26 protein-coding genes and 1 pseudogene are annotated in these 26,387 nt (G+C 36.0%); 22 read left to right on the forward strand and 5 right to left on the reverse strand.

Annotated elements, in window-relative coordinates:
• Positions 1-18: 18 nt before the first annotated feature.
• The gene (locus PQF83_RS23820) at positions 19-186 is read left to right on the forward strand and encodes a hypothetical protein (RefSeq protein WP_162200385.1); all 168 of its coding nucleotides are present in this window, start codon (positions 19-21) and stop codon (positions 184-186) included.
• A gap of 270 nt (positions 187-456) precedes the next feature.
• Positions 457-2,886 (forward strand): SpaA isopeptide-forming pilin-related protein, encoded by a 2,430-nt coding sequence (locus PQF83_RS23825; RefSeq protein WP_196240837.1) that lies wholly within the window; start codon positions 457-459, stop codon positions 2,884-2,886.
• A gap of 30 nt (positions 2,887-2,916) precedes the next feature.
• On the opposite strand, the gene PQF83_RS23830 is transcribed toward PQF83_RS23825, so the two are convergent.
• Positions 2,917-3,675 carry a TrmB family transcriptional regulator gene (locus PQF83_RS23830; protein ID WP_000939490.1) on the reverse strand — a complete coding sequence of 253 codons (759 nt, stop codon included), beginning with the start codon at positions 3,673-3,675 and terminating at the stop codon, positions 2,917-2,919.
• 684 nt (positions 3,676-4,359) lie between these two features.
• Between PQF83_RS23830 and PQF83_RS23835 the strand changes: the two genes are divergently transcribed.
• From PQF83_RS23835 to PQF83_RS23855, 5 genes are all read left to right on the forward strand, one after another.
• Complete coding sequence (locus PQF83_RS23835) at positions 4,360-4,488, forward strand: hypothetical protein (RefSeq protein WP_000672785.1); 129 nt, start codon at positions 4,360-4,362, stop codon at positions 4,486-4,488.
• The gene (locus PQF83_RS23840; protein WP_000599323.1) at positions 4,488-5,618 is read left to right on the forward strand and encodes an RNA-guided endonuclease InsQ/TnpB family protein; all 1,131 of its coding nucleotides are present in this window, start codon (positions 4,488-4,490) and stop codon (positions 5,616-5,618) included. Before PQF83_RS23835 ends, PQF83_RS23840 begins: the two co-directional genes overlap by 1 nt.
• 158 nt (positions 5,619-5,776) lie before the next feature.
• Positions 5,777-7,777, forward strand: a complete 2,001-nt coding sequence (locus PQF83_RS23845; RefSeq protein WP_048520110.1) for a methyl-accepting chemotaxis protein — start codon at positions 5,777-5,779, stop codon at positions 7,775-7,777.
• A gap of 77 nt (positions 7,778-7,854) precedes the next feature.
• Positions 7,855-8,157 (forward strand): MTH1187 family thiamine-binding protein, encoded by a 303-nt coding sequence (locus tag PQF83_RS23850; protein ID WP_001018860.1) that lies wholly within the window; start codon positions 7,855-7,857, stop codon positions 8,155-8,157.
• Between the two features lie 47 nt (positions 8,158-8,204).
• Complete coding sequence (locus tag PQF83_RS23855; protein ID WP_001290595.1) at positions 8,205-8,450, forward strand: YusU family protein; 246 nt, start codon at positions 8,205-8,207, stop codon at positions 8,448-8,450.
• Between the two features lie 152 nt (positions 8,451-8,602).
• Here the strand turns inward: PQF83_RS23855 and PQF83_RS23860 are convergent, their stop codons facing one another.
• A complete protein-coding gene (locus PQF83_RS23860) occupies positions 8,603-8,974 on the reverse strand; it encodes a DUF1433 domain-containing protein (protein ID WP_000728342.1) in 372 nt (123 codons plus the stop codon).
• Between the two features lie 58 nt (positions 8,975-9,032).
• On the opposite strand from PQF83_RS23860, the pseudogene PQF83_RS23865 reads away from it, so the two are divergent.
• From PQF83_RS23865 to PQF83_RS23875, 3 genes and pseudogenes are all read left to right on the forward strand, one after another.
• A pseudogene (locus PQF83_RS23865) lies at positions 9,033-10,115 on the forward strand (cytoplasmic protein).
• Positions 10,116-10,130: 15 nt separating this feature from the next.
• Positions 10,131-10,430 (forward strand): hypothetical protein, encoded by a 300-nt coding sequence (locus PQF83_RS23870; RefSeq protein ID WP_000800688.1) that lies wholly within the window; start codon positions 10,131-10,133, stop codon positions 10,428-10,430.
• 439 nt (positions 10,431-10,869) lie between these two features.
• Entirely contained in the window at positions 10,870-11,787 is a 918-nt protein-coding gene (locus PQF83_RS23875) for a proline dehydrogenase family protein (RefSeq protein WP_000436775.1), read from the forward strand.
• 22 nt (positions 11,788-11,809) lie between these two features.
• Here the strand turns inward: PQF83_RS23875 and PQF83_RS23880 are convergent, their stop codons facing one another.
• Both PQF83_RS23880 and PQF83_RS23885 read right to left on the reverse strand, forming a co-directional pair.
• On the reverse strand, positions 11,810-12,649 hold the full coding sequence (locus tag PQF83_RS23880; RefSeq protein WP_000831472.1) for a D-alanyl-D-alanine carboxypeptidase family protein: 840 nt from the start codon (positions 12,647-12,649) through the stop codon (positions 11,810-11,812).
• An 87-nt stretch (positions 12,650-12,736) separates the two neighbouring features.
• Complete coding sequence (locus PQF83_RS23885; protein WP_001096347.1) at positions 12,737-12,883, reverse strand: YuzL family protein; 147 nt, start codon at positions 12,881-12,883, stop codon at positions 12,737-12,739.
• Between the two features lie 235 nt (positions 12,884-13,118).
• Here PQF83_RS23885 and PQF83_RS23890 point away from each other — a divergent pair, with 235 nt between their 5' ends.
• The 9 genes from PQF83_RS23890 to PQF83_RS23930 all read left to right on the forward strand — a co-directional run bounded on the left by PQF83_RS23890 (position 13,119) and on the right by PQF83_RS23930 (position 23,585).
• A complete protein-coding gene (locus PQF83_RS23890) occupies positions 13,119-15,500 on the forward strand; it encodes a 3-hydroxyacyl-CoA dehydrogenase/enoyl-CoA hydratase family protein (RefSeq protein WP_000486396.1) in 2,382 nt (793 codons plus the stop codon).
• Positions 15,501-15,521: 21 nt separating this feature from the next.
• Entirely contained in the window at positions 15,522-16,694 is a 1,173-nt protein-coding gene (locus PQF83_RS23895; RefSeq protein ID WP_001206325.1) for an acetyl-CoA C-acetyltransferase, read from the forward strand.
• A gap of 196 nt (positions 16,695-16,890) precedes the next feature.
• A complete protein-coding gene (locus tag PQF83_RS23900; RefSeq protein ID WP_000416296.1) occupies positions 16,891-18,675 on the forward strand; it encodes an acyl-CoA dehydrogenase family protein in 1,785 nt (594 codons plus the stop codon).
• A gap of 138 nt (positions 18,676-18,813) precedes the next feature.
• Entirely contained in the window at positions 18,814-19,536 is a 723-nt protein-coding gene (locus PQF83_RS23905) for an MBL fold metallo-hydrolase (RefSeq protein WP_001242587.1), read from the forward strand.
• 3 nt (positions 19,537-19,539) lie between these two features.
• Entirely contained in the window at positions 19,540-20,097 is a 558-nt protein-coding gene (locus tag PQF83_RS23910; RefSeq protein WP_000074906.1) for a TetR/AcrR family transcriptional regulator, read from the forward strand.
• 808 nt (positions 20,098-20,905) lie between these two features.
• A complete protein-coding gene (locus PQF83_RS23915) occupies positions 20,906-21,091 on the forward strand; it encodes a hypothetical protein (RefSeq protein ID WP_001180555.1) in 186 nt (61 codons plus the stop codon).
• A 13-nt stretch (positions 21,092-21,104) separates the two neighbouring features.
• On the forward strand, positions 21,105-21,353 hold the full coding sequence (locus PQF83_RS23920) for a spore coat protein (protein ID WP_001002987.1): 249 nt from the start codon (positions 21,105-21,107) through the stop codon (positions 21,351-21,353).
• Between the two features lie 245 nt (positions 21,354-21,598).
• Entirely contained in the window at positions 21,599-22,549 is a 951-nt protein-coding gene (locus tag PQF83_RS23925; RefSeq protein WP_000820654.1) for an L-lactate dehydrogenase, read from the forward strand.
• 22 nt (positions 22,550-22,571) lie between these two features.
• The gene (locus PQF83_RS23930; RefSeq protein WP_000666170.1) at positions 22,572-23,585 is read left to right on the forward strand and encodes a PTS transporter subunit IIC; all 1,014 of its coding nucleotides are present in this window, start codon (positions 22,572-22,574) and stop codon (positions 23,583-23,585) included.
• A 56-nt stretch (positions 23,586-23,641) separates the two neighbouring features.
• Here PQF83_RS23930 and PQF83_RS23935 read toward each other — a convergent pair whose 3' ends face one another.
• Positions 23,642-24,289: a phosphatase PAP2 family protein gene (locus tag PQF83_RS23935; protein WP_000713754.1), complete on the reverse strand. Its 648-nt coding sequence runs from the start codon at positions 24,287-24,289 to the stop codon at positions 23,642-23,644.
• A gap of 143 nt (positions 24,290-24,432) precedes the next feature.
• Here PQF83_RS23935 and PQF83_RS23940 point away from each other — a divergent pair, with 143 nt between their 5' ends.
• From PQF83_RS23940 to PQF83_RS23950, 3 genes are all read left to right on the forward strand, one after another.
• Complete coding sequence (locus tag PQF83_RS23940) at positions 24,433-24,960, forward strand: hypothetical protein (RefSeq protein WP_000826892.1); 528 nt, start codon at positions 24,433-24,435, stop codon at positions 24,958-24,960.
• A 254-nt stretch (positions 24,961-25,214) separates the two neighbouring features.
• The gene (locus tag PQF83_RS23945) at positions 25,215-25,457 is read left to right on the forward strand and encodes a DUF3937 family protein (RefSeq protein WP_000475826.1); all 243 of its coding nucleotides are present in this window, start codon (positions 25,215-25,217) and stop codon (positions 25,455-25,457) included.
• A gap of 117 nt (positions 25,458-25,574) precedes the next feature.
• Complete coding sequence (locus PQF83_RS23950) at positions 25,575-25,946, forward strand: hypothetical protein (protein WP_001206595.1); 372 nt, start codon at positions 25,575-25,577, stop codon at positions 25,944-25,946.
• Positions 25,947-26,387 lie beyond the last annotated feature (441 nt).

Consider the following 26,387-nt stretch of genomic DNA (forward strand, 5'->3'; position numbering starts at 1 on the left):
GCGAGGTGATGGAAAATGATGTCTAATTTCTCGGTATTCGGCATGATAATTGCGCTACTACCGATATTGATAGTTGTTTTTGCATTAAGATGGGTTCGTTTCATCTATCAAAATTCAGAGAAACAAGTGGAGCAAAATGAGAAGATTATTGAGCTGTTGATGGAGATAAAGGAAAAAGATAAGTAATATGTATTCATTTGAAATTTGTTTCTCGTAAGATATGAAGGCACTTATAAAGTGCCTTTTTTATTATGTTTGAAAATTGGAAACATGTAATGTTTATTTGTCAATAGCAGCATGACAACAAAACGTTTTAAAATGGCTTATTACTGTGAAACTTTCTCAACAATTCGACAAGATACTACAAAAAAACCACCTATTCTCTTTTTTTCACTATAAGTACAATGAAACAGTAAGATTGCTTCATGTAGAAATTTATATATGGTGGTGGAGAGAATGAAACGAAAGATGGTAGGAAAATGGTTTAGTTTTTTAAGTGCTCTTATTATTTTATTAGGAATTGCGATGCCACAAGTAAAGGCAGAAGTAATGAACAGAGAAACATATAAAATGGATTGGAGCTATAGTAATTTGAAACAGCGTGAAATAAAGACAGAAATAATTAAAACGGCTTCGGGTAGTATTGCGTATTGTTTAACGCCTGATTTACGTTCGCCCAATGGGGATGATTTGCCTGAGATGGGGAAAACATCCGATGCTGTATATCGTATTTTATTAAATGGATATCCTCAAAAAAGCCCATCTGAATTAGGTGTAGCGACAACGGAAGAAGCGCATTATGCTACACAATTAGCAGTATGGATTGCAGCAAATGAATTAACGGAAGAAGATTTAGTTGCAAAAAATGAACGTGTACATAATCTTATGAAGCGTTTAGTAGAGGCTTCAAAGAAAGAAACTGGATCACAAAATGTATTCTTTAAAGTTAATCCTGTAGATTCACAAACTGCTACAAAAAAAGGTGATTATTTAGAAACAGGATTTTATGCAGTGCAAACAAATGCGGTTTCTGGCTCTTATACAATTCTTCCTGAAAATGCTCCTAAAGGGCTTCGCATTGTAAATGAAAATGGTGAAGAGAAAAGTACGTTATCAATTAACGAAAAATTCAAAATCTTAATACCAAAAAATACGAGTAGTGGTAACTTTAAAATGAAAGTGAAGTCTACTTTAACTAATTTACAAGCAATAGCTTTTAAAGGATCGGAAAAAGTTCAAAATACAACGGTATTGTTAAAAAGAAATAGTGAGAAAATCAGTACAGATTTAGTTGTAAATTGGGAATCAGTAGGTTCTTTAAAGATTATGAAATTAGGAGAAAAAAAGGAAGTATTAAAAGGAGCGGTGTTTGAAGTTTCTAATGAAAACTTTAAACAAAATGTTACGACTAATGATAAGGGGATTGCGGAGTTAGGTAATCTTCCAATCGGTATATATAGCGTCAAAGAAATTCAAGCGCCAGCTGGATATGTGTTAGACGGAAGCGTTAAAAAAATTGAAGTGAAAACTGGTGAAACAGCTGTATTAGAGCTTAAAAATGAAAATGTAAAAGGTGAATTAGAAATAACGAAAGTAGATGTAGCGGATGGAAATACGAAATTGCCAAATGCAGAGTTTACAATCTACAACGAACAAGGGAAAGAAGTAGTAAAAGGGAAAACGGATGAAAAAGGTGTAGCGAAATTCAAATTACCATACGGAAAGTACACGTATAAAGAAACAATAGCACCAAATGGATATGTAATAAATGAAGAGACGTTCGGATTTGAAATAAAAGAGAATGGACAAATTATTAAACATATTGTTCAAGATAAGAAAGTAGAAGGTGAGTTAGAAATAACGAAAGTAGATATAGCGGATGGGAATACGAAATTACCAAATGCAGAGTTTACAATCTACAACGAACAAGGGAAAGAAGTAGTAAAAGGAAAAACGGATGAAAAAGGTGTAGCGAAATTCAAACTACCATACGGAAAGTATACGTATAAAGAAACAATAGCACCAAATGGATATGTAATAAATGAAGAGACGTTCGCATTTGAAATAAAAGAGAATGGAGAAATTATTAAACATATCGTTCAAGATAAGAAAGTAGAAGGCGAGTTAGAAATAACGAAAGTAGATATAGCGGATGGGAATACGAAATTACCAAATGCAGAGTTTACAATCTACAACGAACAAGGGAAAGAAGTAGTAAAAGGAAAAACAGATGAAAAAGGTGTAGCGAAATTCAAACTACCATACGGAAAGTATACGTATAAAGAAACAATAGCACCAAATGGATATGTAATAAATGAAGAGACATTCGGATTTGAAATAAAAGAGGATGGAGAAATTATTAAACATATCGTTCAAGATAAGAAAGTAGAAGGCGAGTTAGAAATAACGAAAGTAGATATAGCGGATGGGAATACGAAACTGCCGAACGCAGAATTTACAATCTACAACGAACAAGGGAAAGAAGTAGTAAAAGGAAAAACAAATGAGCAAGGTATAGCGAAATTCAAACTACCATACGGAAAGTACACGTATAAAGAAACAATAGCACCAAATGGATATGTAATAAATGAAGAGACATTCGGATTTGAAATAAAAGAGGATGGAGAAATTATTAAACATATTGTGAAAAATAAGAAAGAAGAAAAGGCATCGTTTCCTTCTAAGCCAAATAAGCCAACACCGAATGGAGAAGTGAAACCTTCTGCTGATGTGAAGCCAATGCAACAACCTAGTACTCATAATGAAGTGCGATTACCAGCTACAGGTGGCGTCGGCAATGAATTTACGGTTTTATTTGTTCTAGGACTTGGTTTTATTATTGCAGGAGCTTATGTGTTAAAGATGAAAAATAGAAAAGAAATGTAGAAAAAAACGCCTTGTAATAGAGGCGTTTTTTTAGTATCTCAACTTCATCAACAAACTCTTAATTTCCTCATCTTCCATAAAGAGATCATGGTGTTTCTGGGTAATCTTTGCAAGTGCAACGTCATGGTAGAAAAATTCTGTAAAGAACTTTACGAAAGGTTGTGACATTGTTTTCATCGCTTGCCATGACTCTTGCTCTACACCAGCAAATAAAATTTCACGGTCGTCAACGATGAGCAGTAAGTATCGCTCTAGCGCGTTAGGCTCTTCGGCTGGGATTAGAAAATGCATGTTTTCTAAGTCTGTTTTTACTTTTCCAACTATAAGGGCTTCGGTTTTGACGCCTTGTTTTGCTTTTTCTTCTAATAACGGAAGATATTCTAAAAGGGTATCGTTCCAAGCTGAAATGCGAATTGATTCTTTTGCACTTTCGATGAGCTCTTTACTTTGAACGCGAATAGAAGATTGCATTTTTAAGCTCCATACACGATCATCTGTAAATGATTTTTTCGATATAGTTGTCTCTAATTCTTTAATATTGGATTGAAATTCTGTCGTTAATTTTTCAATTGCTAGCTTGAGTGGTAATGCTGTATACATCTTTTTCTTCTCCGAAACAGAATCCATTACCATTCCTTTATCGATTAGACGTGCAAGCACTTCATATATTTTTGCTTTTGGCACGCCAGAATGCTTCACAATCGTTGTAGCATCTAATGGTTCGTTGCTTGATACGACAACTTCGTAAGCTTGGCTTTCATATTGTGAGAAACCGAATTTTTGTAACATAGTTCCCTCCGAACGAATGAGATTATAGTTTAAGGATAATGAACTATTTGTTTTTGCACAAGTGGTAGTCAGTTTTCTAATTGTATTAAGGTGAGAATTAATTTCAATTTTTTAATTTTATCTATTATACTTAATATAATGATTAATATGATTACAATACAACAAGAAGGGTAATTAACTGTTACGATTTATTTAACCAATTATAACGAAAGTTAATTAAATATATCAGTAAGCCCTGCTAGTCAAGTGATTGGCTAGTAGTGAGGGTTAACTGCGGGCAATCCCTAAAGCTGATTGAACTACAACGTGGCTAGAAATAGCGAGCGTGAATGTCGCGAAAGCAGAAAAAATCAATCAGATGGTGCAAGGTTAAATCCTAAACACTAGAACAATGGGTCTTCCGCCTCGAATCATCTAAGTCAAAATGGATAAGGTGAACGTTCAACGACTATCTCGTATAACTGACGAGAGTACATCACAAGCCTATGGTGGTGGAAAAATCCTCTATCTTTAAGTAGATAAACATATAGTCTGCGCTCATGTGAAAACATGAGAAGTTCATAAGAGAACTGGCTAAGGAATTGCGCCCTTAGTTGAACAAGATACATTTAATTAAATCTATCAAACTTCATTGAAAGTATCGAACATACGTGCTATGTTAGGTTTAATGAGGTGAGAATAATAATGAAATTTTCACGAGTTAGTCAAGTATCAGAATTAACAGGTTTGCATCCGAGTAGTCTAAGGAGAATGCTGGTGGAACACGCTACGATTCAGAAGAACAAATCTTTCATTAAAGGAGTTACATTCTGATGATATTAGCGAAGAAAGTCAGACTGATTCCAACGCCTGAACAAGAGAAAGTGCTTAGAAATCATGCTGGTGCTGCAAGATTTGCTTATAACTATTGTAAAAGAATGAGTGATAGATACTATAAGCTATTTGGAAAATCTGTTTCACAGTTAGCTTTACAGAAACGATTTACAAAGATCAAGAAGCGAAAGAGATATGAGTGGTTAAAAGACATTAATGCACAAGTTCCCAAACAGGCTTCAAAAGATTTTGATACGGCGAGAAAACATTCGTTCAAAAAGTACAAAAATGGTTCTCACACTTCTTATAAATCCAAAAAAGATGTAATCCAAGGATTTTATGCCAATTATGAAAGACTGATTATAGGAAAGAAAGTCGTTCATATTCAGTCTATTGGAGAAGTGAAAACAAGCCAACAACTACCAAGAAACAAAAAACCATCCAATCCAAGAGTTACCTTTGATGGTCGTCACTGGTGGATTAGTGTAGGATTCCAAGAAGACTTTGAATCACAAGAACTAACGAATGAGTCGATTGGTGTGGATGTTGGGTTAAAAGAGTTGTTTGTAGCTTCTAATGGTATGAAAGAACGAAATATAAACAAAGATGCCAAGGTTAAAAAGCTTTTGAAAAGGAAAAAGTCAGCACAAAGAGATATGTCTAGGAGATTTAAAAAAGGTGTGAAAATTCAATCTGCTGGATATGAAAAAGCGAAAGCGGAGCACCTGCGGTTATCTAGGAAAATTATGAATATCCGAAATAACCATATCCATCAAGCAACAGCTAAATTGGTGAAAACCAAACCAATGAGGATTGTTGTGGAAGACTTATCTATTTCGAACCTGTTAAAAAACAAAAAACTATCGAAGGCACTTTCCTTTCAAAAATTAAACTTCTTCTTTCAATGTTTATCATACAAGTGCGAGAAGTACGGCATTGCGTATGAAAAAGCTGATAAATGGTTCGCCTCAAGCAAGATTTGTTCATGTTGCGGCATAAAATACGACCATTCAGTTCAACCAGAAGGACAATGGAGTTTAAAAATACGTGAGTGGTGTTGTGTTTCATGCAATAGCCATCACGATAGGGATGTAAATGCTGCGATAAATTTATCAAGATGGGTAAAATAAATGCTTGATAATAGGAGGTAACGATACTGCCTCGTGTGGAGTGTTATACCCCTCGTCCCTTCGGGGTTGCGAGAACACGATGAAGCACTAACTCGTGTAAATTTGATTGAATTGTATAGATTTAGTTAAGTTTATCGTATCGGGATGCTTGGGGGAAGATGTTAAGAAGTTTACGTTTAAAAATTGCGGTAGTATTTTCGGTACTTATTTCTATGATGTTCGTAATATTAGGTACAGCTATGTATGAATTACAGAAAGAGAAGGAAGTGCGCTCCTTAGACCAGTATTCTCAAAATACGATGGATCTTGTGACAGAGCAACTGACGACATTTGTTCAAAGAACGGATGAAGATATGGGGTATTATGCGAACAGTGAGATGATTCGTAATATGCTTCAAGACGGAGTTACTCCAGAAGAGGAAGCATTTTTAACGAAAGAGTTTTCGGAGTATAAAAAGAATCATCCAGGCATTTTAGACTTATATATTGGTACGAAAGATAAAAAAACATTAAGTGCCAATCTTGCTGAAGGTGGAAAAGTGCCAGAGGGGTATGATCCAACGACAAGACCTTGGTATAAAGACTCAGAAGCTGATGTGAAAACGGTTCACTGGGGACAACCTATGTATGAAATTGCAACAGGTAAGTTAAGCGTGGGAGTTTCTAAAGCAATTACAGCTCACGATGGATCTGTATTAGGTGTTGTGGCGATGGATGTATCGCTCGGAACAATTCAGAAATTACTTCATAATATTCAATACAATAACGGCGGAGAAATGTTTATTATAAATGATAAAAATATGGCTCTTGTTTACCCGGAAAAGATAGGGAAAGATGTTTCGAAAGAGCCACTTGTGCAGAGTTTAAATAAAGATGTAACAAAATATGCTGTCACTACATTAAAAGGTGAAGAGGTAGTTGCATATAGTCAGTCATTTGATTTGATGAAATGGAAGATAGGAATTTTTTATCCGAAAGAAACAATTGATGGGCTATTACATAGTACGAGAAATACAGTCATTATAATGGCATGTATTAGCTTATTCGTTGGAATCGTAGCTTCATACTTGTTTTCACGAAGATTAGCAAGACCACTGCAATTATTAACGAATCACGTTCAAAAAGTAGCAGAAGGTGATTTAACATTGCAAATGAAAGTGACAAGTAAGGATGAAGTTGGAGAACTGACGAACCATTTTAATCATATGGTTGAACAAATGAATGAAATGGTAAGCAAAATTAAAAATAGTGTATCAACCGTGCAACAATCAACGAATAATCTACATTATTTAACGAATGAAACTGTAGCAGCTAGTAAAGAAGTGTCAGGTGCAATGGATGACGTGAGCGGAGGAGCTTCTACGCTCGCTAATAGTGTAGATGAAGTTTCAGAGCAGCTCGAGAATATGGCGCAGTCAGTGGAACAAATGAATAACTCTGTTGGTGAAATAAAAGGAGTAGCTGGTAAAGCAGAAGAGGCATCTAAGCAAGGATTAAATACGATGCGAAATTTAGTTCGTACGAGAGAACAATCCTCTTCAATTGTCGTTCATACAGAGGAAGCATCTGGAAAGTTAGAGCAAAGAGTTGGATCGATTCAAAATGTTGTAGAGCTTATAAAAGGTATTTCGGATCAAACGAATTTACTTGCTTTAAATGCTTCAATCGAGGCGGCACGTGCGGGTGAACAAGGTAAAGGCTTTGCTGTTGTTGCGGAAGAGGTTCGAAAATTAGCGGAACAATCAAAAGAAGCGACAGTAGAAATTGCGACGATGATTGGTGATGTACAAGTAGAGGTAAGACGAGTTGTAGAAGTTGTAAGTAAATTAAAAGATATTGCGGATATACAAAATAATGTTACGACAGAAGCAGAGGCGGAGTTCCGCACAATTATGTCAGTTGTTAATACCATCAGTACTTCAGTGGAACAAATTGTAGAAGAGGTACATAACATTGGTCATGAACAAGGAGAAATTACAGCGGTCATGCATACAATTGCTGGTACGAGTCAAGAAAGCGCAGCTGTTTCGGAAGAAGTAAATGCTGCAACTGAATCACAAGTGAATCATCTAGAAAAGGTAGCTCATACGATGGAAAGCTTGACGGAGCATATGAGAGACTTGGAAAGATTGGTTGAGCAATTTAAAATAGAGGAATAACAAATTAGTAAAATGATGCGTATTTCGGTAAAATAGATAATGGATATATAAGAAGCAATTATAGGAGGAAGACTACTATGGCAATTGTTGACGTATCGATTATTCCAGTAGGAACAGGTAATCCAAGTGTTAGTGAATATGTAGCAGAAGTACAAAAGGTGCTAGAGAAAAATGCAGATCGCGTGAAGTATCAATTAACACCAATGAATACAATTATTGAAGGAGATCTTCCTGTCATTCTAGAAGTTATTCAACAAATGCATGAAGTTCCATATACGAAAGGTGCACAGCGCGTTGCAACAACAATTCGTATCGATGATCGTCGTGATAAAGTAAGCACAATGGAGAAGAAATTAAACTCTGTTCGATCAAAATTATAAAGAAAAGCAGCGATTTTCGCTGCTTTTTTCATATAGGAGGTAATAAGATGAGCGAAAAGTTTAACGAACAGTTTGACGGGTTGTTAGAGAAATACACGGAACTATTACTTGGAGAGAGCAATGAAGAGAGAAAAGAACAGGTACAGAAGTGGGCACTGTATTCTTACATAGCGAAGACGATGCCAGCTTTAGTGAAGCACTGGAATGAGACGTATCCCGATGCGAAAGAAGAGATGGTGCAGTTAATTACACATATTAAAAGGCTGAATGAAGAGAAGAGAAATGAAGGATAAAAAGAATAAAATGCACAACCTTTCTCAATACAATATTGAGAAAGGTTGTGCATTTTTTGATCGATTCCTCATTATAAAATTAAATGCATTCTTCAATTTTTTAATCAGCTATTTCGTATGTTCTTGGAAGAATGCTGATTTGAATTCATGCTCTATCTTTTTTCTTCTTTTTCTATTTCGGATACAGATTTTTCAGGATCTTTTATAAGTTTTCCCAGTTCTCCAGAACGTGTAAGCTGTTCCTCAAAATCTTTTGTAGTACTGACGCTAGCTATAAACCATAATTTGTCATCTTGGTTTATATATCCATTTATATGTGGAATGCCCATAGGGGTTATTTCCCTTTTTGTAAATGTAATAGATTTCACATCCTTTACATTATAACGAATGTACTTTTCCACTCGTGCTTCTTGTTTCTTCCAAAACAGCTCTTCTTGTTTTTTCTTCTCTACATATTTCATCGCAATATATCCTCCTGCTATAATACAAATAATGGTTAATGTAATTACCAATTTCTTTTTCATTTGGAATCTCCTTGCATTAAAATATAATTAAAATATATCATGAAACGATTGGTGAAAGATGACTGAATTTCAAAAAAATCCTATTGCGACAGATCAAGATTATTTTGAATTAGCAGATCAAGTTTATGGTGACGTTTTGCAAAAGGGTACTGAAATAAAAGGTAGTGGAGGGAAAAGATGGGTAGTGATTGAATCCGTCGATACCAATCAAACCGAAGCAAAAAATGGCCTGCAAGCTATTGCTGTTGTACCTGCCAAGGATTATGAACCAGATAAAACGCAATATGATAATATTATTTATTCTTTTCGTGGAACGGAATTTGGAAAGTTTGATGGCGATTTATCTACGGATACTTTCCAAATCACAATGGGAATGAAAGATAACTGGGGAGCTGTTGGCGGAGATATTTAAAAACTCCCGACTTCTTTTGATAGTTCGTTAGAATTTGTAGACAGGGTTAACAAAACCTATAAACCAATCTCTGTTCACACGACTGGACATAGCAAAGGAGCTGCAGAAGCTGATTTTGTTGCTGCTGAACGAAACTTTTATGCGACAACGTATGCTGCCCCTAATATTTACCGCTTGTTAAGTGATGAAGCAAAAAAACGTGTAGATGAAGGTGTAATGGATCATAAGGCTGTTGATTATACACATGAAAAAGATGCTGTAGGGAATTTTGAACAATTTGGTGCAAATCCGATTGGTAAACAATATATCGTAAAAAGTAATGGAACTTCTCATGGTGTGTTAGGTCTTTTACTTATGGCAGAACATCCTATGGATACGTTTCAAGGGATGTTCCATTCCGATGGAAGCCCGATGTTAGTATCCGAACCTCATGGCGTTATTCGTCAAGCGAAAAATACAGAAATTCATCTGAAAGTTGAGGATATTCAAGCAATTACAACGGATTTAAAACGTGAAATAGATCATATTAACGAACAAATTGTAGAAGCCAGTTCAAAGGTTATACAAGTATTACAGCAATCACCAGCTAGTGTAGATGGAAATTTAATTCCTACAATTACGTATGCTGTAAATCAATTTCAAAGAAACTATATGGAATCTCTACGTTCCACATCAGATTTTATTTATCAAAAGGCAAATGAATTTGAACGAGTGGATAATGAAAGGTAAATAGGGGGAAGTAATATGAAAAACTATGATGTTATTCAACATTCTTTAGATGTACAAGGGGCAACTAATCAATTAGCTAGGTGTTTATCAGATTTAGAAAATCATAAAGTTAAACTATACTCTATCAAAACATTATTAGCTCATAATTGGAAAGGGAATACAGCAAATGAAATTGAAAGAAGATTAAATGAAACTGAAGACAAATTAATGTATGTACTTAATCAATTTCAAAATATAGAAGGGGATTTAGCAAGGTATAGAAGAAGTGTAGACAGTTTTGCCAATCAGTTTATGATGATGGGGCCAAAATACTAACCAATATCCTCTATATGCAAAATATAAAATGAATCTTAATCTACATAGAAGTTTGGTTTTAATGTAAAGGGTATATTTAATTGTAAGAGCTAGTCATTAAACTATTTTTAAGGAGATATTCAAAGTCACGATGATTGATGAATGTGAAGTGTATATGTTTTTCACATTAATATCCTCATATAATTTACATGGAATATAAAGGATTTTATAAGCATGTCGAATATTTTCGGCATGCTTATTTTGTGCCTATTAAACTCTATTTTTCTAAATGTCGAAAAATATTTCAGGCATATTTATAAGCGAGAATATAGGGTTTTAAATGTTTTTATAGTATTTTATAAATTATCTAAATAATTATTTGTATCCAATAATTTTAAACAATGATATAATTTTGAAGAGGGGTAAAAAACAGATAAATTAAGTCATAGGGGTGAATTACATGGAACAATTAATGCGAAATTCGTTTCTTTTCTTATCTAAAAATAAAGCGCTAACAAAACTGGCTAAAAAGTACGGTTTACGCTTTGGTGCAGGTCGCTTTGTCGCAGGGGAGACAATTGAATTAGCGACAGCAGCTATTAAACAATTAAACAAGCAAGGACTTTGTGTAACAATCGATTATTTAGGGGAGTTCGTTGATAATGAAGCGGAAGCAAATGAAATGGCTAACCAATCGATTGAAGCAATCCGTGCTATTGGAAGAGAAGGTTTGGATTCGCAACTTTCTTTAAAGATGACTTCTATGGGATTAGATATCTCTGATGAAATTGTAATGAACAATATGCGCCGCATTTTAGAAGCTGCAAAAGAAAATGGTGTATTCGTTACAATTGATATGGAAGATTATACACGTTGCGGAAAGACAATCGATATCTTTAAACAATTAAAATCTGAGTACGATAATATCGGTACTGTTATTCAAGCTTACCTATATCGTACAGAAAAAGATATTGAGGATTTAAATGCTTATAATCCTAATTTACGTCTTGTAAAAGGGGCTTATAAAGAACCTGAAGAAGTGGCATTCCCAGACAAGAAAGATGTAGATGAAAATTATAAAAAGATTATTAAAATGCACTTATTAAATGGAAATTATACTGCAATTGCTTCACATGACGAAGCGATTATTGAATATACGAAAAAACTTGCCGAAGAACACAACATTCCAAGGGATCAATTTGAATTCCAGATGTTATATGGTATTCGCAATGAGCGTCAACTTGAGCTAGTAAAAGAAGGTTACAAAATGCGTGTTTACGTACCTTATGGAAACGACTGGTATGGCTACTTCATGCGTCGTCTAGCAGAGCGTCCAGCAAACGTTGCGTTCGTATTAAAAGGTATGGTTAAAAAATAACCAAGGAGAAAATACTCCTTGGTTATTTTAATTGCTGAAATGCGTAATGTGCCATTTTCTTCGTATCAGGATACAGTTGCTTGCGAGTAGAAGATAATACAACATTAATGACGCGTTTACCGTCTTTCTCATCCACTGTTACGACTGTATATTTTCCGAGTGCTGATAGACCGCTTTTACTTCCAATTGCATATGGATCGTCATATAGTTCTTCTCGTCCATAGTTTGCAATCTTTGGAGAGCGTTCTGAAGTATGTAGAGTTGTACGCGTTGAATTCATATATTCTAAAACAACTGGGTACTTTAATGCTTCTTTCGTAATTATAGCAATGTCATATGGTGATACTTTGTTTCCTAGTGCATCAGCACCACTTGCGTTTTTGAAAGTCGCATGCTTTGTACCAAGTTCCTTCGCTCTAGCATTCATCATTTTTACAAATTCATTTTTTGATCCTGCGATATGTTCTGCGATGGATTCAGCTATTGGATCTGCACTAATGATAAGCATCAGTTTTAATGCCTCATCACGTTTTAACTTTTCCCCAGCACGAAGTTTAATTTTCTTACTTTGACTTTCTGTTTTAATTGCGTTTTCTGTAACTGTAATTTCCTCATCCTCTTTTACATTCTCTAGTAAAAGAAGCGTTGTCATCATTTTGGCTATACTAGCCGGATAAGAGCGTTCGTCTTCTCGTTTGCCATACAAAATTTCACCTGTGTCTGCATCGATTGTAATCCCGTATTGCCCAGTGATGCTAGGTTGATCGGCTCTTACAGCTTGTTGTCTTTGTGCGTAAGAGAAGAAAATCATCCCTGTAAATAGTGTGGCAATCATTACAATCATAACTATTGTTCGTTTCATTATAATTCCCTCATTTGTTACAAATAAATTGGGCAGAAAAAGCAGCCATTACCCATTATGCCACGTTCTCTGCCCAAAAATATAGCGTTATTTTTCGCCCATATTATGCTTCTTATATTGTTGGTTATTACCTTGACGTCCTTTTTCCACGCCTCGATCAGTTGGTCCAGCGTTTCCTGTCACACTTGCTGCGCTAATTCCAGCCTTTGAAGGGTTCTTCTTAAGTTTTGCCATATATATTCCTCCAGTTTCGTCAGATTATAAAAAGGGAAAGTGTATTTTAGTGAAGAAAATACATATATAGCATGGGCAAATAAAAGAAAAATATTTATTTCAGAAAATTTTATCAATAAATATATTGCGAAAATTTAAACAGTATCATATATTTATTAGTAGAGGCTCACTCATTGATTGCGACTTATGTCGAAAAATTGAATGAGCATTCATTCAAGAATAGGGGGAGAATTGGATGTTCCAAATTAAAAAGGCTGCTGTTCTAGGTTCAGGCGTAATGGGTTCAGGAATTGCGGCACACTTAGCTAATATTGGTATTCCGACATTATTGCTTGATATTGTACCACCTGCGCTTACGCAAGAAGAAGAAGCGAAGGGACTTACATTAGAACATAAAAGTGTGAGAAATCGTTTTAGTAATACGGCACTACAAAAACTATTAAAGCAAAAACCAGCTCCTCTGACAGTGAAAGGAAATTTAGCACTGATTGAAGCAGGTAACTTAGAAGATGACCTTGAGCGTCTAGCTGATGTAGATTGGATTATTGAAGTAGTAGTTGAAAACTTAGATATTAAAAAGAAACTATTTGAAAAAGTAGATGCTGTTCGTAAACCGGGTTCTATCGTAAGCTCGAATACGTCAGGCATTTCAGTTGAAAAAATGGCAGAAGGTCGTTCAGACGACTTCCAGAAACACTTCTTAGGCACACACTTTTTTAACCCACCACGATATTTAAAACTTCTAGAGGTAATACCGACGAAAGAAACTGATCCACAAGTATTAAGCTTCATGAAACTATTTGGCGAAGACGTTCTTGGAAAAGGCGTTGTTATCGCGAAAGACACACCAAACTTTATTGGAAACCGCATCGGTACGTACGGTTTATTAGTAACTCTTCAAGAGATGGTAAAACGCGGCTATAGCATTGGGGAAGTTGATTCTGTAACAGGCCCACTTATTGGTCGTCCGAAGAGCGCAACGTTCCGTACATTAGATGTTGTCGGTTTAGATACATTTGTACACGTTGCAAATAACGTATATGAAAACGTACAAGAAGAAGAGCGCGATGTATTTAAAGTACCAGCTTTCATGCATGACATGCTTGATAAAAAATGGCTTGGAAGCAAAACAGGTCAAGGCTTCTTCTTAAAACAAGGAAAAGAAATTCTAGAATTAAATCCAGAAACAATGGAGTACGAAGCTCGCAAAAAATTAAAAGCTGCATCGATCGAGTTAAGTAAACAAGAAAAAGGTTTATCGAATAAATTGAAAGCGCTTGTATACGCGAAAGACCGCGCAGGAGAGTTGTTATGGAACATCATTACACCAACTCTTTTATACTCTGCAAAACTTCATAAAGAAATTGCTGACGATATCGTTGCAATTGACCAAGCGATGAAGTGGGGCTTCGGCTGGGAGCAAGGACCGTTTGAAGTTTGGGATGCAATCGGCGTTGAAAAGTCCGTTCAAAAGATGGAAGAAAACGGCGTAGTTGTTCCGGCTTGGGTGAAAGAAATGTTAGAGAAAGGTTTCACTACTTTCTACAAACATGATAACGGAGATAGCTACTATTACGATAATGGCGAATATAAGTTAATCGAGCGTAATAAAAAGGCCATTTCTCTTAAACAATTAAAAGCGAAAAATGGCGTATTAAAGAAAAATAGCGGAGCGAGCTTAATCGATTTAGGCGACGGCATCCTTTGCTTAGAATTCCATTCGAAGAGCAATGCAATCGGCATGGATATTACGCAAATGATTAACTACGCTGTTGATGAAGTAGAAAAGAATTATAAAGGTCTTGTTATCGGTAACCAATCGAAGAACTTCTGCGTTGGTGCGAACTTAGCAATGATCTTAATGGAAGCACAAGACGACAACTACTTTGAAATTGAGTTAGTTGTGAAAAACTTCCAAGATGCAATGATGAAAATGAAATACTCTTCTAAGCCAGTTGTAGCAGCGCCATATGGTATGACGCTTGGCGGAGGTACAGAAGTTTGCTTACCAGCAGCGAGCATTCAAGCTTCTAGTGAAACGTATATGGGCTTAGTAGAAGTTGGTGTTGGCTTAATCCCTGGCGGAGGCGGTAATAAAGAGCTATACATTAAACACTTAAATAAAATGGCAAATGGCGTAGAGTTCGATCTACAAAAAGTTGCAAATAAAGTGTTCGAAACAGTCGCAATGGCGAAAGTTTCAACTTCAGGACAAGAAGCGGTTTCTCATAACTTCTTAGGTGATAAAGACGGTATTAGTGTGAATGGTGATCACTTACTATACGATGCGAAACAGAAAGCACTTGCTTTATATGAAGCTGGTTATAAAGCACCGATTCGTAAAAAGATACCGGTTGTTGGTGAAACAGGATATGCAACTCTTGCACTTGGTGCAGAAGCAATGCATTTATCTGGTTACATTTCAGAGTACGACCTTCATATTGCGAAGAAACTTGCATATGTCATCGCAGGCGGAAAAGTGCCGTACGGAACAGAAGTTGATGAGCAGTATTTATTAGATGTAGAACGTGAAGCATTTATTAGCTTAGTAAGTGAGATGAAATCACAAGCAAGAATGCAGCACATGCTTGTAAAAGGAAAGCCATTACGTAACTAATAACGAGGGGAGATATCGTTCATGAGAGAAGCTGTCATTGTTGCGGGAGCAAGAACACCAATTGGAAAAGCAAAGAGGGGTTCATTAAAAACAGTTCGTCCTGACGATTTAGGGGCGTTAGTAGTAAAGGAAACGTTAAAGCGTGCGAATTATGAAGGGCCAATCGATGATTTAATTTTCGGTTGTGCGATGCCAGAAGCAGAGCAAGGTTTAAATATGGCTCGTAATATCGGCGGATTAGCAGGACTTTCTTACGATGTTCCAGCTATTACAATTAACCGTTACTGTTCTTCAGGTTTACAAAGTATCGCTTACGGAGCAGAGCGCATTATGCTTGGTCACTCGGAAGCGGTATTATCAGGCGGAGCGGAATCAATGAGTTTAGTTCCCATGATGGGGCACGTTGTTCGTCCGAATAGTCGCCTTGTAGAAGCAGCTCCAGAATATTATATGGGTATGGGACATACAGCAGAGCAAGTTGCTGTGAAATATGGAATTTCTCGTGAAGAGCAAGATGCATTTGCAGTAAGAAGTCATCAACGCGCTGCGAAAGCATTAGCTGCAGGAAACTTTGCTGATGAAACAGTACCTGTAGATGTAACGTTACGTACTGTTGGAGCAAATAACAAACTGCAAGAAGAAACAATCACTTTCACGCAAGACGAAGGTGTAAGAGCTGAAACGACGCTAGATATTTTAGGTAAATTACGTCCAGCATTTAACGTTCGCGGTTCTGTAACAGCTGGTAATTCTTCACAAATGAGTGACGGTGCAGCATCTGTACTATTGATGGATCGTGAAAAAGCAGTGAGCGATGGCATGAAGCCACTTGCGAAATTCCGTTCATTTGCAGTAGCGGGTGTACCACCAGAAGTAATGGGAATCGGCCCAATCGCAGCAATTCCGAAAGCATTAAAATTAGCTGGCTTAGAGCTATCTGATATCGGCCTATTTGAACTAAATGAAGCATTCGCTTCACAATCGATCCAAGTTATTCGTGAACTTGGTTTAGATGAAGAAAAAGTAAACGTAAACGGCGGTGCAATCGCACTTGGACATCCACTTGGCTGTACAGGAGCAAAACTAACACTATCTCTTATTCACGAAATGAAACGCCGCAACGAACAATTCGGTATCGTAACAATGTGTATCGGCGGCGGAATGGGAGCAGCGGGAGTATTTGAATTACTATAAAAAAAGTGGAAGCGGCTCGTTCAGAATGTGAGGGGGATGGAGCTTCAGACGTAGAGGCGCTCTTTGCCTCGCTCACAACGAGACGTCACCAATGCAAAGAATGGAAGCAACAAAGGTTTATAAAAAATAAACGGGAGAGCCAGCTTCTTTCAAAATGAGAGAAGCGGCTTATGAAAATATGAAGGAGGAAATTTTCATGGAAAAAACAGTAGGAAGTGCGGTTAAAGGCGGTAGCTTTTTAGTAGATGAGATTACGATTGATCAAGTGTTTACGCCAGAAGATTTTTCATCTGAGCATAAAATGATTGCAAAAACGACAGAGGACTTTATCGTAAATGAAGTTCTTCCAGAGCTTGAATATTTAGAGCAACATGAGTTTGATCGTTCTGTTCGTCTTTTAAAAGAAGCTGGGGAACTTGGTTTATTAGGCGCTGACGTACCAGAAGAGTACGGCGGAATTGGTCTTGATAAAGTAAGCTCAGCGTTAATCGCAGAGAAATTCTCTCGCGCTGGTGGTTTTGCAATTACTCACGGTGCTCACGTAGGTATCGGATCTTTACCAATCGTGTTATTCGGTAACGAAGAGCAAAAGAAAAAGTATTTACCATTACTTGCAACTGGTGAAAAATTAGCTGCATACGCATTAACAGAGCCAGGTTCAGGATCTGACGCATTAGGTGCAAAAACAACGGCACGTTTAAATGCAGAAGGTACACATTACGTATTAAATGGTGAAAAACAGTGGATTACAAACTCTGCATTCGCTGACGTATTTATCGTATACGCAAAAATTGATGGAGAGCACTTCTCAGCATTTATCGTAGAGAAAGACTACGCTGGTGTATCTACAAGCCCAGAAGAAAAGAAAATGGGTATTAAATGTTCGTCAACTCGTACGTTAATTTTAGAAGATGCGTTAGTACCGAAAGAAAACTTACTTGGTGAAATCGGTAAAGGTCATATTATCGCATTCAACATTTTAAATATTGGTCGTTATAAATTAGGTGTTGGTACAGTTGGGTCTGCGAAACGTGCAGTAGAAATTTCAGCACAATATGCAAACCAACGTCAACAGTTCAAGCAACCAATCGCTCGTTTCCCATTAATTCAAGAGAAACTTGCGAATATGGCAGCAAAAACATATGCAGCTGAAAGCTCTGTATATCGTACAGTAGGCTTATTCGAAAGCCGAATGAGCACATTATCTGAAGAAGAAGTAAAAGACGGTAAAGCAGTAGCAGCTTCTATCGCTGAATATGCAATCGAGTGCTCTTTAAACAAAGTATTCGGTTCTGAAGTACTAGACTATACAGTAGATGAAGGTGTTCAAATTCACGGTGGTTACGGATTTATGGCAGAGTACGAGATTGAAAGAATGTACCGTGATTCTCGTATTAACCGTATTTTCGAAGGAACGAATGAAATTAACCGCCTAATCGTACCAGGTACGTTCTTACGTAAAGCGATGAAAGGTGAATTACCACTTCTTCAAAAAGCACAAAAATTACAAGAAGAGTTAATGATGATGATGCCAGAAGAAGTAGGCGATGAGCCATTAGCACTTCAAAAATATTTAGTAAATAACGCGAAGAAAATCGGCTTAATGGTAGCTGGATTAGCTGCTCAAAAATACGGTAAAGCATTAGATAAAGAGCAAGAAATTCTTGTGAATATCGCTGACATCGTAAGCAACTTATACGCAATGGAATCAGCTGTTCTTCGTACAGAAAAAGCAATTAAAACAACTGGTCTTGAAAAGAATAAACAAAAAGTGTTATACACTGAAGTATTCTGCCAAGAAGCATTCAACGAAATTGAAGCACATGCGAAAGAAACACTTATCGCAGTTGAAAACGGCGACATGCTGCGCATGATGTTATCATCATTACGTAAATTAACTCGCCACACACCACTTAACGTAATTCCGAAGAAACGTGAAATCGCTGCGAAAATTTTAGAAGATGAGCGTTATACAGTTTAATACCTTTAAAGAACAGTAGTCGTTTATACGGCTACTGTTCTTTTTTCTGAAAAAATGAAATTTTTAGTGACATAAAACTAATACCATTAGTATAATAAAACTAATAGTGTTAGTTTTCGTGAAGAGGGAGATGGGAATATGAGAATGATGCATGAAAAAACGGTATATCAATTGTCATTTTTGCCAAGAGTGTTTCCTGTGAATTGTTACTTTGTGGAGGAAGAAGATGGTTTAACTTTAATTGATGCTGCTTTACCATATAGCGCAAAAGGGATCTTGCAGGCGGCTGAGAAAATAGGGAAACCAATTACTAAGATTGTATTAACACATGCGCATGATGATCACATCGGTGCATTAGACGCATTAAAGGAAGTAATTCCTCATGTTCCAGTCTATATTTCTAAGCGGGACGCAAAGCTGTTAGAAGGAGATACGACGTTACAAAAGGATGAACCAAATACGCCAATAAAAGGCGGTGTACCTAAAAAGATAAAAACGGTACCTGATATTTTATTAGAAGATGGTGACCGAGTTGGATCGCTGCTTGCTATTGTGACACCGGGACATACACCGGGCTCCATGTCGTTTCTTGATATAAGAAATAAAGCTCTTATTGTTGGGGATGCATTTCAAACAAGAGGAGGTACGGCTGTTTCGGGACAAATGAAATTTTGGTTTCCGTTTCCTGCGATGGCAACGTGGAGTAAAGAAATATCATTACAAAGTGCAGAGAAGTTAAGAGAATATGAGCCTTCCTTACTTGCGGCAGGACATGGGAAAATGATAAAGGATCCAGGTGCTATTATAGAGCTTGCTATTAAGGAAGCGAAGCGAAATATAGAAAGTAGAAAAGAGGGGTAATTTATGTCACCGAGAATCGGACTTACATTACCGAAAATTGTAGAAACAGCAGCAGAAATAGCAGATGCAAATGGAATACAAGAAGTAACGTTAGCTTCATTAGCGCAAAGGTTAGGGATACGTTCTCCCTCACTATATAATCATGTAAAAGGGTTACAAGATGTACGGAAACATCTTGGTATTTACGGAATCAAACAGCTGTATAACAAACTGGAAGAAGCGGCCGAGGGTAAACGGATGGATGAAGCAATTCATGCTTTAGGAGAAGCGTATGTAGCATTCGTACGCAAACATCCTGGACTATATGAAGCAACCTTTTTACGAGATGAAGAAGTAAGAAAAGCAGGCGACGGAATTGTAAAGCTTTGTCTTCAAGTTTTACAACAGTATGGCTTAGAAGGGGCGAATGCACTTCATGCGACACGTGGATTTAGAAGCATTTGTCACGGATTTGCGTCGATTGAACAGCAGGGTGGATTTGGTTTGCCGTTAGATCTGGATACGAGTTTACATGTATTGTTGGAAACGTTTATTAACGGATTACGTGGAATGAGAGAGTGAATAAGAAGCGAGGCAACCAAAAACCTTAGAAGTGATTTTTTAGTTATCTTTTTAATCGGGAATCTATATTCGTTAACAGGCGAACAGTATAAATTAGCAAATGCATTTTTATTAGCAGGAGTACTTTGTTCTTATGCTTTAACTATCGTAGTTTTGAAAAGAAGATATTAGATGAGAAAGAGCCTCTAGTGGTTTAGAGGCTCTTTTTTGTTAAATGATATTATTTTGCAGGTTTGAAAAATGTGTATATGGCTAAGAAAAAGCAAACGAAACTGAATATGATAGGATCTTGATATGGACTAGGCTCAGAGCCCTTCTGGATTTCTGTAAGGAAGTCATGTGTTTTCATGTTTTATTGCTCCTTTATATAAGAATACGTTTAATGAAACTAATACTTACTAATAGAGTTGCACTAATAAATACTAAGAAAAATGTAGTATTACGGTTTTTATAGTTGTTAAGCGCAATGAATAAAAAACAAATGAGAAATAACATATGTAAAGGAATAGAAGTGAGTAATGGCTTTAAAGTTAATATATCAATCAACAATTTTATATACAGAATTGCATAAACCATTAAGAAGATAATTTTAAAATATTTTTGCATAAGCACACCTACCTACTATGATTTGTTTTGAGATACTATCGTTAGTGTAAGGTGACCTTTTGAAAATTTGTATTTTTCTGTAATTATAACATTTTTCTGTATTTATAAATAGATGTGAAATGTAAGAAGGCTTTTTCATGAATACGATTTAAAAAGAACAGAATACTAAAGAAGAATGAAAGAAGAAAGGTAGGAGTATCCTATGCAAAACTTAACAGAGCTTGAAGTAGAAAACTTACGTCATTTAATTGGTGGACACGCAACAATTATTAACAAGTTGGAGCAGTATGCACAGACGTGTACGGATCCACAACTGAAACAAATGCTACAAAAAGATGCGCAAGATGCACGAAATACGAAACAACAATTAATGACTTTCTTAGGATAGGAGGAAGCGAAAGATGAATGAAAAAGATATGGTAAATGATTATTTAGCAGGATTAAATGCAAGTTTAACAAGTTATGCAAATTATATTGCTCAGTCTGATAATGAACAGTTACACCAAACGTTAATCCAAATTCGTAATCAAGATGAAATGCGCCAACGTAATATGTATGAGTATGCAAAGCAAAAGAGTTATTACAAACCGGCAGCACCTGCAAATCCGATGATTGTACAGCAATTAAAAAGCCAATTAAGTGCGGAATAACAGGAAAAAGAAAACGAGCGAATCTATTCGCTCGTTTTCTTTTTGTATATGTCAATAAATACATAATAAATATTTTTCCAGTTGTAACAAATATGACGAAAATGGAATATAACAATTCACAAAAAGGACAAAAACTTTGCTCAATATTTCACAAAGTATCCATGGTTTCTATCGTGGGAACCTCTATAATTAGGAGTGTAAGGAACAAAAGAAATAGATTATATGATCAATTAGGAGAGATTGCTATGAAAAGACATACAAGAAAAATTGCAATTATCGGTACTGGATTAGTTGGATCAAGTTGTGCATATTCCATTGTCAATCAAGGCATTTGCGAAGAGCTATTATTAATTGATATAAATCATGAACGTGCAGTTGGGGAAGCAATGGATTTATCACACTGCATTAACTTTACAAATACAAGAACAAAAGTATATGCAGGAAGCTATGAAGACTGCAAAGATATGGACATCGTTATTATTACAGCAGGACCAGCACCAAAGCCAGGACAAAGTCGCTTAGATACTTTAGGAGCAAGCGCAAAGATTATGGAAAGTGTTGTTGGCGGCGTAATGGAAAGTGGATTTGATGGTATTTTCTTACTTGCATCAAACCCAGTTGATATTATTACATATCAAGTGTGGAAATTATCTGGATTACCTAGAAATCATGTGATCGGTACTGGTACATCACTAGATTCTTCTCGCTTACGAACAATTTTATCTGAAATGTTACATGTAGATCCTCGTAGTATTCATGGGTATTCATTAGGAGAACATGGTGATTCTCAAATGGTTGCTTGGTCACACGTAACTGTTGGTGGAAAACCAATTCTGCAAATATTAGAAGAACAAAAAGAACGATTTGGTGAAATAGATTTAGATGAAATCGTTGAGAAGACTGCGAAAGCCGGATGGGAAATTTATAAACGAAAAGGTACTACTTATTACGGAATCGGAAATTCTCTAGCATATATTGCAAACTCAATCTTTAACGATGATCACCGTGTCATTGCTGTATCAGCTATTTTAGATGGTGAGTATGGTGAATATGATATTTGTACAGGAGTGCCAGCTATTATTACTAGAGATGGTATAAGAGAAATTGTAGAACTAAATTTAACGGAGGATGAAGAATCTCGATTCGCAAAATCAAACGACATTTTACGTGATTATATTAAAACAATTGGCTACTAACTTATAGGAGAAGGTGAAACAAATGAAGGAATATATAATGTCTCGTGTATTTAAAGCATCAGCTGGAATCGCACAAGGTATTTTCGTATCCCTTGGAATTGGTTTACTAATCGAAAATATAGGAAGAATTGTTGATATTCCGTTGCTTATTACAATCGGAGTTGTTGCAAAATCACTTATGGCACCAGCCATTGGTGCCGGAATTGCTTTTATGCTCGGTGCAAACGGTCTTGTAATCTTCTCAGCTATGGTAGCTGGAGCGATTGGTGCCGGATCCATTTCAATTACTGAAGCAGGTCTAATTATTAAAACAGGTGAGCCAATCGGTGCATTATTAACAGCGACTTTAGCTGTATATATTGGTAAACGTTTAAGTGGAAAAACTGCGTTAGATATGATGCTCGTTCCATTTGCGGCAATATTAGGTTCTGGTTTAGTCGGTATTTGGTTATCTCATAATATTACTCCTGTTTTAAATGCAGTTGGAGCATTCATTAAAGATAGTTCAGCTGGTAGCCCGTTTATCGCTTCTATCGTCATTGCAGTCGTTTGGGGACTATTACTTATCTCTCCAGCTTCATCAGCTGCGTTAGCGATCGCACTTAGCTTAGATGGTGTTGCAGGTGGTGCTGCTCTTGCAGGCTGCGTTGCTCAGTTTATCGGATTCTCTGTCATCTCAGCGAAAGAAAATAATTTAGGTGGCATATTAGCTCAAGCACTTTGTACTCCGAAAGTACAGTTGCCAAATATCACTAAAAATCCAATGATTCTCGTCCCAACTGTCGTCGCCAGTGCGATAGTTGGTCCAGTATCCGCATTAATTTTCCAACTGGAAGCAGGAAAAGAAATTGCAGGTCTTGGATTAAGTTCTCTTATCGCACCAATTAATTTAATTTCCAGCGAAGGATGGGAAGTTGTCCCAGCGATGGTAATCACTTATATCGTCATTCCAGTAGCTGTTTCTTATATACTTTACATTGCTCTTAAAAAAGCAGGTCGTATTCACTCTGGTGATATGACTGTACCGCAATCTTAACTTGAAAATCTCCTTTTATATAGAGAAAAGCAGACTGAGAAGCCACAGTCTGCTTTTTACATTTTATGATTTTGTTTTACTGGAACACGTACGGTTTCTTTTGCTAATAAAAGCTGAACGCCGAAGTAGAGTATGCTTGCAAGCGTCATTCCAGAAATGGCGTCTACAAATGCGTGTTGCTTCGTAAATAGCGTTGATAAAATAATAAGCGTACCGAAGAAGGTAAGAATGTAATATTCAAAAGCATGTTGTTCTCTACGTCTAAAGGCAGCTAACATAATGATAAAGGTAGTAAGAACGTGAATGCTAGGGAAACAGTTCACCGGTTGATCGATACTATAAATATAGCGGACTAGTTCGGAAAATACGTCTGTTCCAACGACGGTTGGACGTGGTACAGTTGTTTGCCAAAAATAATAAATAGAAAAACAAGCAAGTTTTCCAAGAATGATACTACTTAAAGTGACATAATATTGTTTTCGATCTGCAAAGCAGTAATAAATAAGTGCGCCGTATAAGTAAGGAAACCAAATTAAATAAGGAATAATAAATGCTTTCACAAATGGAATCCAATCATCTACTACAGTTGTGACATCTACTGCGTGTACAGTCGATTTATTTAATACATCGTAAAGGGGACTTACGAGTACGAGTAGAAGTATATAACTTAACGGAAGAAAAGATGAAAGTTTAAATTTCTTCATGATAATCTCCTATGTTTAGTAATGTAAGTAAATTCAATTGATTATAATATAGAAACGTAATTTGGGCTATCGATTTTGCTTACATTTTCTTGAATGAACCTTACGTTTTTGTCACTTGACTGAAAAGAAGGGGAGGGTGCTGAATGAAGCGTTTATCGTATTTCTTAGTTTTTATATTCATATGCCTAGTCGGTGCTGGGTGTGCAAAGGATAAAGAAGGAGAGAAATTAGAATATAACGGAAGAGCACTCGTAATTGGAGTTGTTGGAGAAAAACCGAAAGATACGTTTAGGAATGTAAAGTTTGAGGAAATAAAGTTAGAGGAACTGGAAAAGAAATCTAAGGAAGTAGATGGTTTTCTAATAATGAAAGATCACTTTCAAGAAGCCTCAACAGAGCAATATAAAAATGTATTTTCATCACTAAAGAAACCAGTATTTTTTATCGGTTTACAAGATAAATCATATTCGATTTTTATTACAAAAGGGATAGAGTATAACAGTGCCCGAAAAGATGTAAATGCGATGTATACGCAAGGGTTTGCAAATATCGGAAGTGGTGAAGGACAACAATGGGCAGTTGGTTTATCTAATGGCGGAAATACAGAAGAAAGTATTCATAATATGTATATCGTCGTATTTCAAACAATTGCAGATTATTTGAATAGATGAGGAAGAAGCCTGTAAACAAGGTTTCTCCTTTATTTTGCATTCAGGAATTGGTTATATAATGGTCCAAATGATTCCATTTTTATGAGGTTACTAGTAGGGCTTTTTTATTAACAGTAATTCCTCAATATACACGAAATATGCAAATATGCATATTGTATTTATTTGGAATTTTTGTATGTTAAAATTAAATATAGAGATTTTTATATGTAATGAACTAAAATTAGAAATATCCAATGAATTTTGAGAGGTGTTACATGTTTAAAAATAAGAAATTAATTCGATTCGGTCTAACATTACTTGTATGTTTATTTGTAATTGATTTTACAATCGGTTATTTTCAAGCATATCTTGAATCAGCGGCAGGTATTAAATGGGTAATATCAGAAACTTGGAAAACTATTTTGTTAGATGCCCCTGAAAGTATATTGGTTATTTTAGGCGCAATTGCTTTATATGATTTCACAAAAGAAACATCGCCAAAAGACGCATCTATTTAAATGCGTCTTTTTTATTTCATGCAATTAGCAATTTTGTGGATGGTAGTCTTGCTATCAATGATAGAGCATTATGCCATACAATGAAGATAATATTAGAAATTTATGGGGATGATTACGTTGAGGGAATTTTTAATTAGTTATGCTGCAAGCCTGCTTACTTTTACTATTATATGGTTCTTAATACCGTATATTTCGGATCCTAGTTATTCTAACGAGAATGGTTTACCTAACATAGTTGGATTTATTGTAATTCTCATCATATTTGGTAGTGTATTAGATCTTGTAGCTTGCCTAATTGGAGAAGTGTTATACAGGAACATAAAACAATGTAGGAAGTTTCGAGTTGGAATTCCTGTATTTATTGGACTATCTCTTATCTATATATTTATACTCTCTCTTTTTACTATTACTAGTGCATATGCTTCTAGTTTAGTTGCACCTATTATTATGGGTTCCTTAGCTTTTTATGTAGTACGTAGAAAAATATAATTAACCTCAGCTAACGATAATGATGTAAATAAGCTAGTGGCGATTCCGCAAAGAGTTTAAATAAACTACGAAAAAGTAGAAAAGTATACATTTCTGCTTTAATAAAGGATACGTTTACCTTTAGATTGATGATAAAAAAGAAGTGCTCCTGTTTCTAAGCAAGGGCACTTCTTTTTATATTTCAGTCAGTAATTTGAATTTCATATTCTCAGGAGCAGTTACTTTTGCTTTATTGATGATAGGCTTAATAACTTTTTTATGGGCTCACTACTACGGTCAAAATCGTTAGTTCCTTTCATCTGTACGCCTTTGTCATGTAAAGTGTTTCCGGGTTTTGTGACTATAGGCTGAACTGGTTAAATAAACGTTTGTTTAAGATGTATGTTCGGCAGGAAGAAAACGATGCAGCTCAAGGGTTAATAAAGAAAAAAGGAAATTAAT

Origin of the sequence: Bacillus sp. FF-1, assembly GCF_028548245.1 — a bacterium.
Lineage (GTDB): Bacteria > Bacillota > Bacilli > Bacillales > Bacillaceae_G > Bacillus_A > Bacillus_A paranthracis.